Origin of the sequence: Candidatus Methanoperedens nitratireducens, assembly GCF_900196725.1 — an archaeon.
GTDB classification, from domain to species: domain Archaea; phylum Halobacteriota; class Methanosarcinia; order Methanosarcinales; family Methanoperedenaceae; genus Methanoperedens; species Methanoperedens nitroreducens_A.
Genome location: NZ_FZMP01000178.1, coordinates 1 through 18,225 on the forward strand (window position 1 = coordinate 1; position 18,225 = coordinate 18,225).

At 46.5% G+C, this 18,225-nt stretch carries 17 protein-coding genes, 2 tRNA genes and 1 pseudogene; 13 read left to right on the plus strand and 7 right to left on the minus strand.

The annotated features are described in order from the left end of the window. Positions 1-142: 142 nt before the first annotated feature. A complete protein-coding gene (locus tag MNV_RS11140; RefSeq protein WP_096206036.1) occupies positions 143-1,297 on the plus strand; it encodes an ethylbenzene dehydrogenase-related protein in 1,155 nt (384 codons plus the stop codon). A gap of 36 nt (positions 1,298-1,333) precedes the next feature. Here the strand turns inward: MNV_RS11140 and MNV_RS11145 are convergent, their stop codons facing one another. Next, the gene (locus MNV_RS11145) at positions 1,334-1,906 is read right to left on the minus strand and encodes an endonuclease dU (RefSeq protein ID WP_096206037.1); all 573 of its coding nucleotides are present in this window, start codon (positions 1,904-1,906) and stop codon (positions 1,334-1,336) included. Positions 1,907-1,978: 72 nt separating this feature from the next. Here MNV_RS11145 and MNV_RS11150 point away from each other — a divergent pair, with 72 nt between their 5' ends. After that, a complete protein-coding gene (locus MNV_RS11150) occupies positions 1,979-2,731 on the plus strand; it encodes a cupredoxin domain-containing protein (RefSeq protein WP_096206038.1) in 753 nt (250 codons plus the stop codon). 29 nt (positions 2,732-2,760) lie between these two features. On the opposite strand, the gene MNV_RS11155 is transcribed toward MNV_RS11150, so the two are convergent. The 3 genes from MNV_RS11155 to MNV_RS11165 all read right to left on the minus strand — a co-directional run bounded on the left by MNV_RS11155 (position 2,761) and on the right by MNV_RS11165 (position 6,455). After that, the gene (locus MNV_RS11155) at positions 2,761-3,168 is read right to left on the minus strand and encodes a hypothetical protein (RefSeq protein WP_096206039.1); all 408 of its coding nucleotides are present in this window, start codon (positions 3,166-3,168) and stop codon (positions 2,761-2,763) included. Between the two features lie 52 nt (positions 3,169-3,220). Then, positions 3,221-3,332 (minus strand) — tRNA-Tyr (locus MNV_RS11160). A gap of 27 nt (positions 3,333-3,359) precedes the next feature. Further along, complete coding sequence (locus tag MNV_RS11165; RefSeq protein WP_218838007.1) at positions 3,360-6,455, minus strand: FAD-binding and (Fe-S)-binding domain-containing protein; 3,096 nt, start codon at positions 6,453-6,455, stop codon at positions 3,360-3,362. Between the two features lie 160 nt (positions 6,456-6,615). On the opposite strand from MNV_RS11165, the gene MNV_RS11170 reads away from it, so the two are divergent. The 5 genes and pseudogenes from MNV_RS11170 (at position 6,616) to MNV_RS11190 (ending at position 12,685) form a co-directional block, all read left to right on the plus strand. Next, on the plus strand, positions 6,616-7,929 hold the full coding sequence (locus MNV_RS11170) for an ATP-binding protein (RefSeq protein WP_179293947.1): 1,314 nt from the start codon (positions 6,616-6,618) through the stop codon (positions 7,927-7,929). A 182-nt stretch (positions 7,930-8,111) separates the two neighbouring features. Next, positions 8,112-9,211, plus strand: a pseudogene (locus tag MNV_RS11175) (pyridoxal phosphate-dependent aminotransferase). Positions 9,212-9,345: 134 nt separating this feature from the next. Continuing rightward, positions 9,346-11,361: a methionine--tRNA ligase gene (gene metG, locus MNV_RS11180; RefSeq protein ID WP_096206041.1), complete on the plus strand. Its 2,016-nt coding sequence runs from the start codon at positions 9,346-9,348 to the stop codon at positions 11,359-11,361. Between the two features lie 194 nt (positions 11,362-11,555). After that, positions 11,556-12,182 carry an MBL fold metallo-hydrolase gene (locus tag MNV_RS11185; RefSeq protein ID WP_096206042.1) on the plus strand — a complete coding sequence of 209 codons (627 nt, stop codon included), beginning with the start codon at positions 11,556-11,558 and terminating at the stop codon, positions 12,180-12,182. A gap of 56 nt (positions 12,183-12,238) precedes the next feature. After that, the gene (locus MNV_RS11190; protein WP_143311750.1) at positions 12,239-12,685 is read left to right on the plus strand and encodes a hypothetical protein; all 447 of its coding nucleotides are present in this window, start codon (positions 12,239-12,241) and stop codon (positions 12,683-12,685) included. Between the two features lie 11 nt (positions 12,686-12,696). Here the strand turns inward: MNV_RS11190 and MNV_RS11195 are convergent, their stop codons facing one another. Genes MNV_RS11195 through nifS form a run of 3 tightly spaced genes read right to left on the minus strand, consistent with a single transcriptional unit; the run spans position 12,697 to position 14,589 of the window. Next, on the minus strand, positions 12,697-13,050 hold the full coding sequence (locus tag MNV_RS11195) for a transcriptional regulator (protein WP_096206044.1): 354 nt from the start codon (positions 13,048-13,050) through the stop codon (positions 12,697-12,699). Beyond that, positions 13,047-13,430 (minus strand): Fe-S cluster assembly scaffold protein NifU, encoded by a 384-nt coding sequence (nifU, locus tag MNV_RS11200; protein WP_096206045.1) that lies wholly within the window; start codon positions 13,428-13,430, stop codon positions 13,047-13,049. Before nifU ends, MNV_RS11195 begins: the two co-directional genes overlap by 4 nt. Before the next feature lie 4 nt (positions 13,431-13,434). Further along, positions 13,435-14,589 (minus strand): cysteine desulfurase NifS, encoded by a 1,155-nt coding sequence (gene nifS / locus MNV_RS11205; RefSeq protein ID WP_179293948.1) that lies wholly within the window; start codon positions 14,587-14,589, stop codon positions 13,435-13,437. A gap of 151 nt (positions 14,590-14,740) precedes the next feature. Here nifS and MNV_RS21030 point away from each other — a divergent pair, with 151 nt between their 5' ends. The 6 genes from MNV_RS21030 to MNV_RS20780 all read left to right on the plus strand — a co-directional run bounded on the left by MNV_RS21030 (position 14,741) and on the right by MNV_RS20780 (position 18,189). Further along, positions 14,741-15,469 carry a 30S ribosomal protein S13 gene (locus MNV_RS21030; RefSeq protein ID WP_096206047.1) on the plus strand — a complete coding sequence of 243 codons (729 nt, stop codon included), beginning with the start codon at positions 14,741-14,743 and terminating at the stop codon, positions 15,467-15,469. Continuing rightward, positions 15,469-16,083, plus strand: coding sequence for a 30S ribosomal protein S4 (locus MNV_RS11215; protein ID WP_096206048.1), 615 nt, complete (start codon positions 15,469-15,471; stop codon positions 16,081-16,083). The genes MNV_RS21030 and MNV_RS11215 overlap by 1 nt, the downstream gene beginning before the upstream one ends. Before the next feature lie 2 nt (positions 16,084-16,085). After that, positions 16,086-16,466, plus strand: coding sequence for a 30S ribosomal protein S11 (locus MNV_RS11220; RefSeq protein ID WP_096206049.1), 381 nt, complete (start codon positions 16,086-16,088; stop codon positions 16,464-16,466). A gap of 2 nt (positions 16,467-16,468) precedes the next feature. Then, a complete protein-coding gene (locus tag MNV_RS11225) occupies positions 16,469-17,257 on the plus strand; it encodes a DNA-directed RNA polymerase subunit D (protein ID WP_179293949.1) in 789 nt (262 codons plus the stop codon). A 123-nt stretch (positions 17,258-17,380) separates the two neighbouring features. Further along, positions 17,381-17,465, plus strand: a tRNA-Leu gene (locus MNV_RS11230). A gap of 352 nt (positions 17,466-17,817) precedes the next feature. Further along, positions 17,818-18,189, plus strand: a complete 372-nt coding sequence (locus MNV_RS20780) for a DUF5667 domain-containing protein (RefSeq protein WP_257000037.1) — start codon at positions 17,818-17,820, stop codon at positions 18,187-18,189. Positions 18,190-18,225: the final 36 nt, after the last annotated feature.

Genomic DNA, 18,225 nt, shown 5'->3' on the forward strand with positions numbered 1-18,225 from the left:
TCATAACCAAGGGTAAAACTTGGGTAAATTCCATTGTTGAAAAATGTTTATAAACTATAAGAGACAACAGATATAACAAAGAACAAATTAGCACTATAAAAACGGGGGTAAAACTCAGTGCAATATTTGGGAGGAAGTCCATATGGAATTAGGGAAAGTTAATATCAATAATTCAATTGTAGCAGGATTAGTTATATGGCTGTTGCTCGGCGCAGGAGCAGGGTCAGCAGGCACCCTTACTTCAGTTAAAGTGACAATAGCACCCGTTATAGATGGAACACCTGAAGCAGTGTGGGATCAGGCTTCTGCGATGACCGTCAATGTTGCGGGCGGAGCAAATACAGGGTCGCATACAGTCACACTTAAAAGCGTTTATACTGACGATTCAGTATACTTCCTTGCGCAATGGAACGACCCAACAGAAAGCCTGAGGCGCATGCCCTGGCAGAAACAGGCAAATGGAAGCTGGAATGTACTTCAAACGCCTGATGCCAAGGAGGGCGGCGAAAACACATATTATGAAGATAAGTTCGCCCAGATCTGGAACATAAACATGCCCTCATTTGATGCACAGGGTTGTATTGCCACCTGTCATGTCGGCGAGAACTCTGATGTCAAAGATTATGGAAATAAATATGCTCCGAATCCGGGCGAGACTGGAGATATCTGGCATATGAAGATTGTAAGAACCAACCCCACAGGCTACATAGACGACCAATTTTTGGACTCTACAAGATACAATAAGACAAGCGCACCTGAGGCGGGAAGGCACAGCGATCCCGGGGTTGTGCCGTATTATAATAATATCAATGCTGCCAGGAATGCTCCAAACTATACTTCACCAACACAGCCAGCCCAGATAAACAAAACATACTGGATATTTGATGATCAGAAACAGCCCTTCAATGATACCTACAGAGCCAACGATGAAATTGCAGCTATCATCGCAAGACCGCCTACAGGCGATAGGGCAGATATCCAGGGCAAGGCAGTTTATACGGACGGCAAATGGACGATGGAATACGGCAGAAAACTCACCACAGGCAGCCAGAATGATGTCCAGTTCTCAGACATGAAGAAGGAATATTCCTTCGGGACGGCGATCTTTGATAACGCGCAGGTAAGGCACAGCTATGAGAGCGGGGTAAGCAAGCTTGTTTTCACCGAAGCAACGCCCACGGCAACAACACCGGCAGCGACAACTCCTGCGCCGACCCCGACAGAGGCACCTGCATTTGAGATAGCTTTCGCGATTGGGGCGCTGCTTGTAGCGCTGCTTGTCAGAAGAAGGTATTGATTTTTACCTTCTTTTTAACATTTTTTACTGATTTCATCATGCTTTACCTGCAGATTCACCCAGCACAACACCCGTCGCTATAAGATGCGCAACCCTGAGCGGCTCGGGGATATTGCTGTGCATTGAAGTAATGCGGACTATCTCGATAGCGCTCTCTTTATCGATGCCGCAGAACTGGATATATACCGGGTTCTCCTGTATTATCTTGTAAATTTTCCCTGCACGCCGGATTATCTCCCACCTCTCTTCCGACTCTGAGAGATGCTTGAGGGCGAGCCTGATGCTTTCAAAATCAGGGCATGAACGCATGAAAACGATGACCGGGATTTTTGTCTCGTTAAAAAGTTCATTTATATCAACAGGATTAAATCCTGCATATGTGACCCCATCCAGCATGATGACCCTTATCTGGCTGTAATACTTTGAACCCCTGACCATCCGTACGATGGCGGCGGTGGCATCCATGCCGTCTTTTGTTATTTCCGAGCGAAGAATGCCATCAAGCTGCCTGCCTCCCCTGAAAAAAGCACCTATTATGGTGACCTCCTCTTTTATTAAAGGCGAATCATCGATGGCAAGGATACGTATCTGGGGTTTTATGTGCACTATTTTTGCTAAGTTTTAAAGTTTTATATAGATTTCCGTTAATCTTAATATTGCCTGCATTAATATATACTGCCTATGAAGTTTGTTGAAAGATGTCCCAAATGCGGAGGCGAGGTTCAGACAAAAAGTGTAAAAAAATCAATCGGGCTTGGATTTGTAGATATTCCCACGGCACAATTCTGCCTGAACCCGCAGTGCGACTGGTACCAGGATTTTTCCGAGACTAAAAAACCTGATGAGATAAAAGAGGATGTTCTCCAGATCAAGCTCCCTTCGATTAAGGATAAGATACCTGAAATTAAAAAACCCCATACTGGGACTGAAGTTACTCAAAAATATCCTGCCCTGAAAGGAAGCCTGAGAAATGTCATCGTACTGGGTGGGGTTATCGTATTTATCGTGATCCTGTCTTATTATCTGATACCGCAATTTATGCATCTCCCGGATACTTCCGATATTAATGCATCTGTGACGACTACACCAGCGGCAGATATTGTGCAGGGATATGTTCCGGTACAGGCATCAGCTCCGGCCATTGAGCCTGAACAAAGTGAATCATATTCGGTTAAAATGGATGTGGGGCATGGATTTAATCCTGCCGTTATAAACATAAACAGGTCAGACACTATCGTATGGAGCAATGAGGAACAGCAGCGCACACGCATTGTCCTGGTCAGTAAAGAGGGTTTATTTGAAAACAAGACTACAGAGTACGCAAAAAGAACCTTTTATCAGTTTAACCGGTCAGGTACTTATAATTTTGTCCTGGCAGCGTATCCTTCTCTTAAAGAATACCCGAACGCTACAGGTAAAGTGATCGTAAAATAAAGATCACGTTTATCTTTTTTTCATCCCGCTCATATTCTTTCGGACAACAGGGTTTTTTCAGGTACATCTGTTGCTTCCCTGTCAACAGAATGAACCTCAAAGCAGGAGACCATTCTTGACCCGATCTTTTTCCGCGTGTACATGAGCTGCCCTCCAGTTTTAAGGAACATGCCGTACACTTCATCGAACCGCTGTTTCTCTTCATCTGTAAGCTCAATAGACGATACATTCCCGGACAGGTGGTTTATCGCGATCATTACATTTACTTCTCTGATTCTTTTTAGCTTTGAGCTGTCCTCGCCATTCTCGATGTACACGCTTCTTTTAAGTTCGGGCGACCAGCCCACACTCTTACGTTTGAACTCAATAAAGGTTACGGGTACATATTCCCCTTCTCCGGGTTTGGGAAATTGTCCAATTAAATGATACTCGTTCATCTGATTAAATTCCGATTGCGAACATTTAAAATTAATCCATATAAATAAAACATCCCGCCTCCCAGACTCGAACCGGGGACTTCGCGGTGCCTGCGCGTTAATGTGTGCATATCGCACATGAATCATACTACAGCCGCGCACTCTGGCCACTGAGTTAAGGCGGGGTGGACTGTCAATATGCACGATTATACTTAACCCTTTTCTTTCTTGGGCGGTACTTTCCCTCCCAGGTAATCGATCATCGGCTGCGTGACCAGCGGCACCACATCATCGATCATATGCGGCATCAGGTTATCCATCACCTTCGGCATAAGCTCTGGCATCTGTTCTGCCATGTAATCCGGCATGGGGATCCTCTGCTGTACCCTCTCCAGCGTTGCGGGCATGACTTTCGGCATCATCTTCGGGAGCAGGATGGGAAACAGCACCGGAAACATCGGCTTCATGAGCGAAAGCGCGCCCGGAACCCTGCCCATCGCACGCATCATCTTTCCCATCCCGAAGGGCATGGCGTCGATAAGCTCCGGGAACATCGTGCCCATCAGGTCTGCAAAGCCCCGCGGGGTCATGAGAGCTATCATCGCCTCAAAGACAGCCCACTGTGCCTGGACTTCGGGGTTCGGGTCAGGGAATTCATAGCCGATGGCAGCAGCCGCGAACCTCGCAAGGTCCACGACTTCAACCGGGACTTTCTTCTTATCTGTGCTCACCCTGAGCTGGAACTGGCAGCACGGGCATAGTGCAAGCACCTTTTCAGCACCTGCCTCTACAGCCTCATCAAGGCGTATCCTGCCAATATCCGCAGCTACAGGCGGCTCTTTGATAAGGGTCAGTACCGAACCGCAGCAGTGGGCGTTTTCCCTGTTGTGGCTCATTTCAACAAATTTCACGTTCGGAATGGCTTTTATGACATCGCGCGGAGGTTCGTATATGCCGGACGCCCTGCCGATGTGGCAGGAATCATGCCATGTGACCGTAACCGGTTTCGTGGCTTGAGCAGGGAATTTGAACTCTCCCGCTTTAATCTTCTCTGATACTATCTGGCTGTAATGCCTGGTCGAAATCCCATACTTTATTCCCAGTCTCTTAGCCCATTCAGGGTAAACCTGGCGCCACATCAGATCGCATGCAGGGCAGGAAGTAATGACAGTATCAGCGCCGGCAGCCTTAACCGCAGCAATGTTCCGTTTCATTGTCTCTGCGAACAGGTCCCATCTGCCAGCCACAAGCATCGGTGTTGCGCAGCAACTTTCCTTCTCGCCAAGGTATGTAAAGTCCACGCCTGCCTTATCAAGCAGCCGTACGCTTGCCATGCCGATGTCCTTCTCAACATAACTGGCTGTGCAGCCGGCGAAGTACACGTTCTTCGATCTGTGATGCGGACCGTGTTTCTCCTTTAAGTCTTCAGGGAACCAGGCAGAGCGGTCTTTTCTATACCCTGCCCAGATATCGCCTTGCGCGCGCAATGCTTCAGACATTATCACGAATGGAGGGAAGGTCATCTGTTTATCTTCGTTAATCAGCTTGCCCCTGAGTTTCATCCATGAGGGTTCGACAGGCAAAGAGGCGGAGCAGCGCCTGTTACATAGCTCGCATGTTGTGCATACAAGGAACGTATCAACCATCTTCTGATTCCACTGAGCGCGACCTTCCATATACTCGCGCAGCCAGTACCATTTGCCCCTCGGGCTCTGGCTCTCCCAGCCGCGTCCGTAGAACTGGGCGCACTCATCCATGCAGTATCCACACTGTGAGCAGCTATAGGCATACCAGGCTACATCAGCAGGGATATCGCGGATGTTGCCCTCAGGTCTCTCACCAATGCGTGTAGTTACCATGTTCCCCAGCGGGCGGATAAGCGGCTCGAAACTTCCGGCTACGTGCAGCGCAATACCCAGGAGCCCGTTGCCGATGACCTTATCGGGATTCATCAATCCGCGCGGGTCGGTTTCTTTTTTGAAAGTGCGAAGTCTTTTTGCCCGTTCTTTGCCCAGCACTTCATCGGTTTTCTTTGAGAAATATAATCCTGTCGCATAGGGTCTTCCGCCGTTCTTTTCGGCGATCTTCATGATCGTGAGGACAAGACCAAATACAAAGTTGTAGCTGAACTTTCTCTGGTCGCTCGGGATGAAACCCAGAATAACGGCTTCAGGCTCGCCTTTTGAGCCGTTCCGGATAATGACGCCCTCCTTAACTATGGGCTGGTCTACCTTTCGTTCGATCTCTCCCATCATGCTGCCCAGATTGGATAAAGGCACAATGACCTCGGCAGGCACAAGAGAAGGACCGAGGCGCTTTACGACCATTAGCTTGAACCGGTGTTCCCACTCATGCCGTGCTATGCGGTCATCCAGGAGCTCAGCCTCGCAGGGTTTGACCAGTTCCGGCAGGGCAGAGCGGACCGTTCCGCTGTTCTTCATGCGAAAAGCCAGTGTCAGTACGTAAGCAGCGGGCAGGAGCACGCGCTCCTCCGCAGGATGCCCGTAGTGCTCCATCACTGGTGCGCGGTTCTTCATTTCAGCCATACGCGGGTTGATGAACACCATTGACCAGATGGGCAGTTTAGCTTCAATGATTGATTTCACAAGCTTCTGGAGGTCAAGGGCATCCGGACATGCTAAAGCAGCTACATCCATGTCTTCTTTTGGCTGGACGCGTAGAGTTACACGGCTTATCAATCCCGTAATTCCCTCAGCCTCTGAAACAAGGTCAAGTTCTTCGCCTGAGAAGTCACGAACCTCTCCTGCAGGTAATACAACCCTTGCTGAGACCACGTTCTCGCGGAAATAGCCGTATTCGTAGCTTCCGATACCTGCTCCGCCCTGAGCAAGCCAGCCTCCCACGGTCGAGGAAGGGTAGCTTGTGGGATAGAGCCTCAGGGTCAGATCAGAAGACGCAAGCTTGTTATCCAGTTGCTCCCATGAGATGCCAGGCTGCACGGTCACGGTCAGATTATCCTCATCAACAGCCAGTACTTCTTTCATCCGGTAAAAATCAACAACAACTCCTTTCTTGACCGGGATCGCTCCCCCGTATCCCGATGTTGCTTTGCCCCTCGGCGTAAGTGGAATCTTATGCTCGCCAGCCCACCTGACAAGTTCGATAAGTTCTTCCTCGCTTCTGGGCTGGACGACAGCATCGGGCGTTGTATCCCCGATGAGAGGCTTGATTAGGGCAGGGATGGCGGCAATGTCGTGCCCGTAAAGTTTGCGTTCTACAGGGTCAAAGGTCACACGGTCTTTGAATTTTTCTTCAAGATATGCTTGCTGGCTCGTATTCAGGGTCATTATTATCATCTTTTTATGGTTTTGACAATACTATACATAACCTCGATGGGATTTATAGTTTATGTATGATCTTCAATTAACCATACAAAACGTAATGTTTAATTTTGTGCACAAAAAACATGCATAAAATTTATAAACATGCTATTACATCATGTTAAGTATGGAAGAGAGACACAGGGTACTATTAATCAAACAAAATCCATGGTGGCAGGACAAAAAATTAAGCCTGCCTGAATTTGAGAGAGCCCTTCATGAAAGGATATTAAAATATGTTGGGTATAAACAAATAATAGCTATAGTAGGGCTTAGAAGGGTGGGAAAAACGGTACTGGTAAAGCAGATTCTGCAGAAACTTGATGCACCAAAAAATAACCTGTGCTACATATCTCTTGATGACATAGATTTTCAAAAATATAATACCGCTGAAGACTTAATAAATTACTTTCTGGAATTTTCAGACAAAAGTAAAGTAAGGTATCTTTTTATGGACGAAGTGCAGAAGTTGCCAAATTGGGCAGACCTGCTAAAAGTATATTATGATACTGAAGAGAACCTTAAAATCTTTATCTCGGGTTCAGCCAGTCTTGAGTTAAATCAATACAAAGAAACTCTTGCAGGGAGAATTCTTACTTTCTATCTGCCCATACTGACTTTTAAAGAATATGTGAGATATTTTGGATTGGAATATGAAATTTCAAGAAAAGAGTTGTTCAGGGAGTATGATCTGAAATTTGCCGAAAAAAAAGAAAGGTACAAAGCGTTATTTGAAAGCTACCTGATAAAAGGCGCGTTTCCTGAGTTGCTTGAAATAAAGGACGAAGAGTTTATAAAAAAATACATAAAAGAATCAGTAATAGAAAAAGCAATAACTGATATAGCCAGGCTCTCCGGGGAAGATGAAAAAATAATATATGAACTATTGAGATTACTGGCGAACAGCAATGCGCGATTGTTTGAAATTGTGAACCTATCGGGTATTTTAAAAGTCAATCGAAACCTAATATCTTATTACGTTAACCTGCTTGAGAAATCCTTTTTGATAAATGTTGCTTACAATTTCACAGCGAGCGTTGCCAAGCAGGTCCGAGCGAGCAAGAAGCAATATTCTGCTCACAGTTCAATTGTTATAGCTTTGCTGGACTATCCTTTTGAAATTATAAATACTGAGGTTGTCGGGCATCTGGTTGAGGCGGCAGTAGCAGGCAATATTGATAAAACCGCCTTCTGGAGAACTCCGCAGAAAGATGAAGTGGATATTGTAGTAAAGGAGAAGGAAAGAATTCTGCCGATAGAGGTAAAATATCAATCGTATATAACAAATAACGATGTGAGACCTGTGTTGAAATTTTGCCAAAAGTTCGAAGTTAAAAAAGGGATAATTATCACAAAAGATCAGCTTGAGAAACGTGACATCGAGGGTACAGAGATTCTTTTTATACCTGCATGGCTATTTTTGCTTTTATCCGGCATTTAGCTGTGTGATATTTATAAAGGGTCATGCCAATATTATATAGTTAGAAAGACAAATTTGATATTGTTTCTATGCATACGAAAAAATAGAAGAAAAAGCTACGAAGAAATAAAATTAAAGGCTGCAATCCTGATATTACCCTTATGTTCTCCCAGAAATCCGCAAATCTCCCCCCGTTCCACGTCATGGAAGTGCTTGAGAGAGCGCAGGAGCTTGAGTGCGCAGGTAAAAACATAATCCATCTTGAGATAGGTGAGCCCGATTTCCCGACTGCGCCTCATATCTGTAATGCAGCTCTGGATGCTTTGAAAGCAGGTGAGACGAAGTACACCCACAGCCTGGGGCTGCCTCAGCTCAGGGAAGCGGTTGCGGAGTATTATAACCTGAGATTCGGTCTTGATATAAACCCGCAGCAAGTCGTTATTACATCAGGTACAAGCCCGGCGTTGCTGCTTCTTTTTATGTGTCTCCTTGAGCAGGGTGACGAAGTCGTCATGTCGAATCCATATTACGCCTGCTATCCGAACTTTGTGAAATACCTGGGCGGCAAGCCTGTATTTGAATATACTCATGAAGACGCGGGCTTTAGTTTGGAGCCTGAAGGGGTTGCTCGAAAAATCACTGATAGAACAAAAGCCATATTGATAAATTCCCCATCAATCCCACCGGCAGTGTGATGTATCCTGAAACCATGCGGGGGATTGCAGAGGCAGCAGGCAAAGTGCCGGTGATCTCTGATGAGATATACCAGGGTCTTATTTACAAAGGCAAAGACCACTCCATACTGGAATTCACTGATAATGCCTTTATCCTGAACGGCTTTTCCAAGCTGTACGCCATGACCGGGTGGAGGCTGGGGTACCTGATCGCCCCGACTGAGTACATCAGACCGCTTCAAAAACTACAACAGAATTTCTTCATCTGCACCAACAGCTTTGTCCAGCATGCAGGGGTGGCTGCACTCCGCGGCACGCAGGAGCATGTGAAAGAGATGGTAGCCACGTATGATAAACGGAGGCGTTATATTCTGAAGAGGCTAAAGGGGATTGGTTTCGGAATCAAAAGCGAGCCTGAGGGAGCATATTATGTTCTTGCCAATGCAGGTGAATTCGGTCCGGATTCGCTTGTACTCAGCAGGCACATCCTTGAAGAAGCGGGAGTGGCTGTAACGCCGGGTATTGATTTTGGCGACGGGGCTGAAGGTTATATCCGTTTCTCTTATGCGAACGGCATGGAAAATATCAGGAAGGGCATGGATAGAATAGAGAAGTATCTATTTGGTTAAATACCAGATATTTGTCGAAATATTCCAGTTGGTGGAATATTCTGACTTAATTTTGTTACCTTAAGAAGAAGATGTTAGCATAGACGTTTTATACAGAAACATATTTTATAACGAAGCTCCATGTTAGAACCTCCATGTCCAATTTCCCATCAGATAAACCGGTCGTTGTAACCTGCGGTCTTCCGTATGCTAACGGCAAATGCCACATCGGGCACCTGCGTACCTATGTACCCGGGGATATCTTTGTCAGGGCTCTCAGGAAGCAGGGTCAGGAAGCCGTATTTGTCTGCGGTTCCGATGCTCACGGGACTCCGATAGTGGTAAATGCGGAAGAACAGGGGATTGCCCCGAAAGAGCTTGTGAACAGGTACCATAAGCTTTTTGAAAGCGTCTTCAAAGCGATGGAAGTGGAATTCAGCATATTCGGGAATACGGATTCGCCCACAAACCATGCAAGGACGAACAGCATTGTGGAGGCACTCATACAGAATAACTATGTGTACCCGCAGGTCATCAAACTGGCTTACTGTCCCAGGGATAAGCGTTTCCTTCCGGACAGGTACGTGGAAGGCATCTGTCCGTATTGCGAAGCGGTCGCGCGCGGCGATGAATGCGACCAGGGGTGTGGGAAGCATCTTGAACCGGGCGAGATAAAGAATGCGCGGTGCAGGATTTGCGGAAGCCCTGCCGAGTACAGGGAGCAGGAGCATTTCTTCTTCAAACTCTCAGCCTTCAGCGGATTTCTCTCAAAGTACCTAAATACGCTTTGGGGCACGTCGAATGCCATAAATTACGCAAAAGAGTGGGCAAAGGACCTGAAGGACTGGTGCATCACAAGGAATCTTGAGTGGGGCGTGCGGTTCCCGGGTCATGATGACCTTGTAGTGTACGTCTGGGTGGATGCGCCCATCGGCTATATCTCGTTCACCGAGGAATGGGCGAACAGGACAGGCAACGATTGGGAGAAATACTGGAAGGGCGATTCGCGCATCATTCATTTCATAGGCGAGGATATCACCTACCACCACTGCATTTTCTGGCCTGCGATGCTGAAAGGCGCAGGTTATACCCAGCCCTGGGCTGTTGTTGCATCAGGCATGTTGAAGATCGACGATAAGAAGTTCTCAAAGAGCAGGGGATATGTTGTGTGGGTGGACGAGGATTACCTTGACCACGGTTTCCATCCCGACCTTTTGCGGTATTATATCTCAAATTATACATCTCATACGAAGGAATTGAACTTTTCATGGAAGGTGTTCCAGGATAAGGTAAATAACGAGCTTGTAGGCGCGCTCGGAAATTTCCTGCACCGGACGCTGCATTTTGCTTACAAGAACTTCGGGAGAGTACCTGAGGGTGAGGTTGATAAGGAAATTTTCGAAAAAATAAAATCAACTACCAACAACGTAATATCAGCCCTTGACGAGTACGAGTTCAAAAAAGCCACCGATGAAATGATGGAGCTTGCGCAGTACGGGAACGCATATTTCCAGTCGAATGAACCCTGGCAGCTCATCAAAAAAGACAGGGAAGCGTGCGCCCGTGTTGTGAAGAACTGCCTCCAGATAGGAAAAGCACTTATACTGCTGTTTGAGCCTGTGCTTCCCGGAAATATGGAAAAGGCATGGAAACAGTTAGCACTTGCAGGGGATGTACATTCCGCACGGTTTGAGGACGGGCTTATCGAATTACCATCTGTGGAGCTTGGTCCTCCTGAAATATTATTTTCAAAAATCGAGGATAAGAAGATAAAGGAAATGGAAGCGATACTTGATAAAAGGGTAAAGTTAGCAAAGTCAAAAGAGAAAAAGATAGAGGCAGAGGAGGTGAAGCCAGTGATAACATTTGAAGAGTTCCAGAATCTCGATATCAGGATAGGCACGGTGCTCGCAGCCGAGAATATCAAAGGCTCTGATAAATTGCTGAGACTGGAAGTGGATATAGGAGAGAAACGACAGATCGTTGCGGGAATAGCGAAATCCCATGATACTTCACAACTTGTCGGGAAGCAGGTTGTAGTGCTGGCGAATATGAAGCCTGCAAAACTTTTCGGCGTGGAATCCTGCGGAATGGTGCTTGCGGCGGATGTTGAGGGCGCGGTACTGTTAATGCCTGAGAGAAAAGTCAGGGAAGGAACAAAGGTCAGGTAAGCTGATATTAAAAATACTGATATAATTTATTATAACTAAGAGGGGCAGTAACGGAATCATCGGAGGGGATGGATACGATGCCGAAATGCCCCCAAAGCATATATTCTCTTCTATACTTATAAATATTTCTCGTCATTATGATTTTTTACCCGCGCCGCATATCTTTAAATCATCAGGCGGTATAGGAGATTTATATGCAGGTCATAAAACTGAGAACTTCTCTGTATGATGCCAACGCATATCTTGTGGACGGGCATATACTTATTGACGTGGGCATGGACGCACGTTCGGTAATCGCTGAGCTTGGGAAATATATCAAGCCTGAGGATCTGGAGACGATTATACTTACCCACTGCCACTATGACCATGCAGGCGGGGCTGGCGATGTTGCAGTGGCTTTTGGAGCAAAGATCGCCATACATAAAGATGATGCCCCTTTACTTGGAAATGCCAGTGCAAGCGCATCTTCCATGTTCGGGGAAAAGGCACTATCCATTGTTCCTGATATCCTGCTAAAAGGCGGCGAATTTTTCGGGGAGCTTGAGGTCATCCATACTCCGGGGCACACTCCGGGTGGCATCTGCCTGTACAGTGCGCGTTCAAAGGTACTGTTTTCAGGAGATACGGTTTTCCAGGACGGGAGTTTCGGGCGCACAGACCTTTACGGCGGAAGCACGCAGCAGTTGGTCAGGTCCATAGAGAAGCTGAGCAACTTGGATGTGAGCACCATGTATCCCGGGCACGGGGATATTGTAAAAGAAGATGCAAGTGAACATGTTAAGCTTTCGTTAATGATGGCAAGGCAGTTTTCAGGTACATAGGAATTATATAATATACATTAAGTTCTAATCTATTTATTAGTCTAAGCAATATATATATGCTATTAGAAATATACTGCTGTTTCAAGAAGGTGATTAGAACGTATACGGTGGGTTTTATTGAGGCTTTTATAGAAATATATAATGTTATCGCATCGCTTATACTAATATTCTTCATCGGACAGATTCTTTTCATAATGAGTAAAGTGGATAAGGACGTGTTGAAAGCCAGACTGTTCCTTGATGAAGCCGTAACGCAAAAAACATGGATGTATATCTCGATAGCAGGGGCATCGTTCGCTCTCAATGCTCTTATTAAGTTCACGATGAGATTATCGGATACAGGCGAGATTCCACAGATGAATTTCCTTGTTGAGTCTTCCCAGTTCATCTTCCTCTTATCGTTCATCCTGGCGGTCTATAACTGGTACGTATTTGTAAGCAGCTTCGTCCGCCACAGGGATGATACGAACCAAAAAAACCGGGTTATACAAATGATACAATAATCCCGCAAGTATTATTTCTTCAGGCAATAGGTACAGGAGTCGTTTTTCTGGAGATGCTCCTTACACAGCCATCCTGAAGCCTGAATACCCCTGCATACAGAGCAGAGACTGCTTACAGCATCATTCGCATTTAAGTCGCCGGCAAGGCTTTTTGCAAGTTCCCTGATTTTTTCCCCGGTATCGGAAGAGAAAGTTATGTCTTTTCCCCTCTTGGCACTTACATACTGGGAAACCGCAGCTTTTGAGAGACCGAGCCTGTTCGCTATCTGTTGCTGGGGAAATCCTTCCTCAAGCATTATCCGCGCAAGTTCTGCGCGTATCGCAGGAAGGACTTTCTGCACCACTATTTCGCACGGAGGTCTCATTTTTTTCCCGATTTTTCAAGATAATCCTTTATAGCTGCATGAAGCCCGTCGGCTGCAAGGTTTGAGCAGTGCATCTTTACGGGCGGAAGACCATCAAGCGCCTCGGCAACATCATTCCTGGTAATCTTAAGAGCTTCCTCAAGGGTCTTGCCTTTAGCCATCTCGGTGACCATGCTGCTTGTGGCGATAGCGGCACCGCATCCGAAAGTCTTGAATTTGACATCTTCAAGCCGGTTGTCCTTTACTTTTATGTATATCCACATAAGGTCGCCGCAGACCGGGTTACCTACCTTGCCGATGCCGTCCGCGTCCTTTATCTCGCCAACGTTCCTTGGGTTTGCAAAATGTTCCATTACTTTTTCACTGTATCCATCTGCCATTCTTTCACCTCGCTAACGGCGAAATCATACGGAGTTTGTTCACTATCTCCGGTAATACCGATACAACGTAATCCACATCTTCCTGTGTGTTCTCATGCCCGAGGGTCAGTCGAAGGGAACCGTGGGATTCTTCGGGTTTTAAGCCAATCGCCAGAAGAACATGTGACGGCTCAAGAGATGTTGAAGAACACGCTGAGCCTGTTGATGCTGCAATTCCTTTCATGTCAAGATTTAATATCATGGATTCGCCCTCTATATAGCTGAACCTGAAATTTGCATTGTTGGGGAGGCGTTTTGTCGGGTGCCCGTTGAGGTAAGATTCTTTGATCTCAAGAACGCCCCTGATAAGGGAATCCCTGAGCTTTGCCAGAGCTTCTTCCTGAGGAAGATGTTCCTTTGCAAGTCCGGCAGCTTTTCCAAAGCCCACTATGCCGGGGACATTCTCTGTACTTGATCTGAGATTTCTCTCATGACCTCCTCCATGCAGCTGGGGCTCCACGAATGTCCCTTTCCTGATGTAAAGAGCGCCAACCCCTTTCGGTCCGTATATCTTGTGTGCGCTCATGGATAGCAGGTTCACGCCGAGGGCATCCACATTGAACGGGATTTTCCCGGCTGTCTGGACTGCATCGGTATGAAAAGGGATTTCTTTTTCTTTAGCTATCTTGCCGATCTCCTCTATCGGCTGGATCGTGCCTATCTCGTTATTGGCATGCATGACCGATATCAATATTGTCTTTGGCGTGATTGCGCTTTCGACATCAGCAGGATTCACCAATCCTTCATGGTTTACGGGAAGGTACGTGACTTTAAAACCCTGTTTCTCAAGGTACTTGCAGGTGTTCAGGACGGCATGATGCTCGATCGAACTTGTAATGATATGGTCTCCTTTTTTCCTGTTCCTGTAGACTGTTCCTTTTATTGCAAGGTTATCGGATTCCGTGCCGCTGCCTGTGAATATAATCTCTTCTTTTTTAGCGCCTATCAGGTCTGCCACTTTCTGCCGTGCCTCCTCAATGGCTCTCCTTGCTTCCCTTCCGATGGAATAAAGGCTTGAAGGATTGCCGAACTTTTCGGAAAAATAAGGGAGCATGGCTTCCCTGACAGCAGGATCAACTGGTGTTGTAGCGCTGTGATCCATATATATTAAACGGGTCATAGCTTATGGTATGTCACCTCAGAAGAATATACTTAACGATAGCGACAATATGGCTACATAAAATATAAATGCTATGTGCAAGTAGTATGACAGCCCGCAATGAATGGCTGCGCCGGCTAAGTTCCGGGGCTAAAGCCACAGGAGGAATAAGATGGCTAAAAAAGAAGATCCTAAGGAAATAAAAGAGACGAAAGAACCTAAACAGGAACAGAAGAAGGAAGCGCCAAAGAAAGAGGCACCACAGGAAGCAAAGAAAGAGAGGAAAGAAGAAAAGAAACACGAGGGGAAAGGGGAAGCAAAGGAACAACCAAAGAAAGAGCGCAAAGGTGCTCCGAAAGAGGGGAAGAAAGAAGCTTTTAAGCCCAAGGAAGGGCAGCCTGAGATCAAACATATCGTGCGCATCGCCGATACAGACCTTGACGGCAAAAGAAGCGTGCAGTATGCGCTCACAGGGATAAAGGGCATCAGCAGGCGCCTGGCGAAGATCGTAACAGTCAATTCAGGCATTGACCCCATGGGCACTATCGGGTATCTCAACGATGCGGACATAGAAAAATTACAATCATCGATAGATGCTATAACCACTATCATACCCTACTGGATGACGAACAAACAGAACGATTTCATGACAGGTGAAGACAGGCACGTCATCGGAACTGATGTATTATTAAGCGTTAACGAAGATATTAACCTCATGAAGAAAATGCGCTCATACAAGGGCGTGAGGCATGAGCGCGGTCTCCGCGTACGCGGCCAGCGCACAAGATCTACAGGCAGGAAAGGAAGGACCGTAGGTGTTACCAGGGCTACCCTGGCAGCGTCCAAAGCCGCGGCGAAAGAGGGAGAAAAGAAAGAAGAGAAAAAAGAGGAGGCTAAATAATGGGATACCCGGGAAAGAATAGAAAGTCCTATGATACGCCAAAACATCCCTGGCAGGCAGCCAGGATGGCTGGTGAAGTCGAACTTATAACCAGGTATGGCCTGAGGAATAAAAAGGAAGTCTGGAAAGCGCACAGTGGACTTAAAAATTACAGGGAACTTGCAAGAAAACTGCTGGCTGAAAGCGCAAAAGGAAAGCTTTCGGGTAATGTGAAAACTGATGCCGATAATATCCTGAACCGGCTAAAACGGTACGGTCTGCTGAAAACAGACGCGGTGCTTGATGATATCCTCTCGCTGGAAGTTACTAATTTTCTTGACAGGAGGCTTCAGACACAGGTGCACAAACAGGGACTTGCCAATACTGTAAAACAGGCCCGGCAGTTCATCGTCCACGGCCATATTTCGGTTGAGGGCAGGAAGGTCACTGTTCCGGGTTACCTTGTTTCCATGGAAGAAGAGATGCAGTTGAGTTATTATGGCAGCTCACCATTATCAAGCGACGCCCATCCCTCAAGACCTGCACAGGTCGTCAAAGAGAAGGTAGCAGAAACAGTAAAACCAGTCCAGGTCGCAGATGAGGCAAAGGCAGCAGAGACCAGGATGGAGGCTTAATTATGGTATCAGAGAAATGGGGCGTTGCCCACATATATTCATCGTTCAACAATACCCTGATAACCGTTACCGACCTGACAGGGTCTGAAACGATTGCTAAAATAAGCGGCGGTATGGTAACTAAGGCAGCAAGGGAAGAGAGTTCCCCGTACACAGCCATGCAGATGGCGACCCAGCTTGCTGACAAGCTCAGGGATAAAGGAGTTACAGGAATACATATAAAGGTAAGAGCGCCTGGCGGCAACATGCAGCGCAGCCCCGGACCGGGAGCGCAGGCTGCAATACGGGCATTTGCCCGCGCCGGGATCAAGATAGGACGTATCGAAGATGTGACGCCAATCCCGCACGACGGTACGAAAGCTAAGAAGGGAAGGCGAGTATAAGAATGGATATTGACATAATAGAATTATCAGAACGCAAAGCCAGGTTCGTTCTATCAGGCGTTTCTGCGGCTTTTGCCAACGCATTGCGAAGAAGCATTATCTCGGAAGTGCCTGTACTGGCTATTGACGATGTGAATATCTACGATAATACATCCGTACTTTTTGATGAGCAGCTTGCTTTAAGAATGGGACTTATACCCCTGAAAGCCGATGCCGGGAAATTTGCGTTTCCCGGAGAATGCAAGTGCGAAGGCCAGGGATGCCCGTCGTGCCAGGTCTCGCTGACACTGAGCGCCGAAGGTCCCAGGGTAGTATATTCCGGGGATATGGTCTCCACAGATCCTGATACGCGCCCGGCGGAAACAACAGTACCGATAGTGGAACTTAAGGAAAAGCACAAAGTCGTGGTTGAGGCGATAGCGCGGCTTGGTACAGGCAGGAGCCACAGCAAATGGCAGGCCGGTATCGCAAGCGGATACAAGAATATGCCTGTTATAACGATCGGAGACTGCGATCTGTGCGAAGAGTGCATCAAGGTATGTCCTCGTGATATTTTGGAACTGAACGGGGACAAGATCAAGGTCGTTAATGTGATAGATTGTTCTATGTGCAAGTTATGCGAAAAAGCCTGCGATATGAACTCTATTAAAGTAGGCGAGGATACAGAGTCCTTTGTGATGACATTTGAGACAAGCGGTTCCATGACTGCGGCTGAGCTTGCAGTTCAAGCGGCTGATAGTATTAGGAAAAGAGCTGAACAGTTAGGCGGGATACTTGAGACTCTTGGATAAGGAGACCTTTATCTCTTTATCATTTTTTGTGTCCATTACAAAAATATATCTTAGGGTTCTGCTATAAAGGACGTGCGCTCGCATATCAGGTAAACCGAAAATCGGTTTCATAAATACAGTTTTGCGGAGGTTGCCCAGACCGGTCAAAGGCGCCAGCTTGAGGGGCTGGTCTCGTAGGAGTTCGTGGGTTCAAATCCCATCCTCCGCATATCTTTTTGATTTATAAACTTCAAGCCTGGTTATATAGGTCATACATAACAATGCGGTTTTAGCAGTATTTATGTTGTTTTCTCTGATATTAGAGTTATTTAAAGTAGTCCGGACATTCTTGAACCTTCTGGTAGTTTTTGGAGGAAGACAGTACATTAGAATAATGTTAGATTATAAGAATATTTATAATTGTAAATGATTTTAATAAGTTTAACGGCAAAATGCCGCCTAACTCGAGGTGAAATTATGAGATTGGAAAATATAACTCTGGCACATCAACTGTCAATGCAACGGCTGCCAGTACAGCAATTGCAGAATTAGCAGACGATGATAAGTCAGGTGGAGGTCTGATCGGCCCTGGAAATGCTTTATACGGATTACAGATAGCATTTGAGAACATCGGTGAGACCTTTACATTCAATGCGAGTGAAAAACTCGGAAAACAGGTAGCCCATGCGAGAAAGAGGATAGCTGAGGCAAGAGCGGCCCTAAAAAGGAATGATACTGACGCTGCAGATAAAGCATTTGCTCAGTACAAAGCGAAAATGAACAGTGTAAATGAGTCAACGGCTAAACTTTCCGACAAAGACACTGGACTCATCAATGCACAGCAGATGATTGCAAAACATCAGGTAATTCTGGAACAGCTTCTTGCTTCACACCCCAACAGTACAGGACTTCAGAAAGCTTACAATAACAGCGTGGAACTTAAGAAAATTTGAATTAAAGGTCGAGCAGAGACTTAATCTCAATACCAC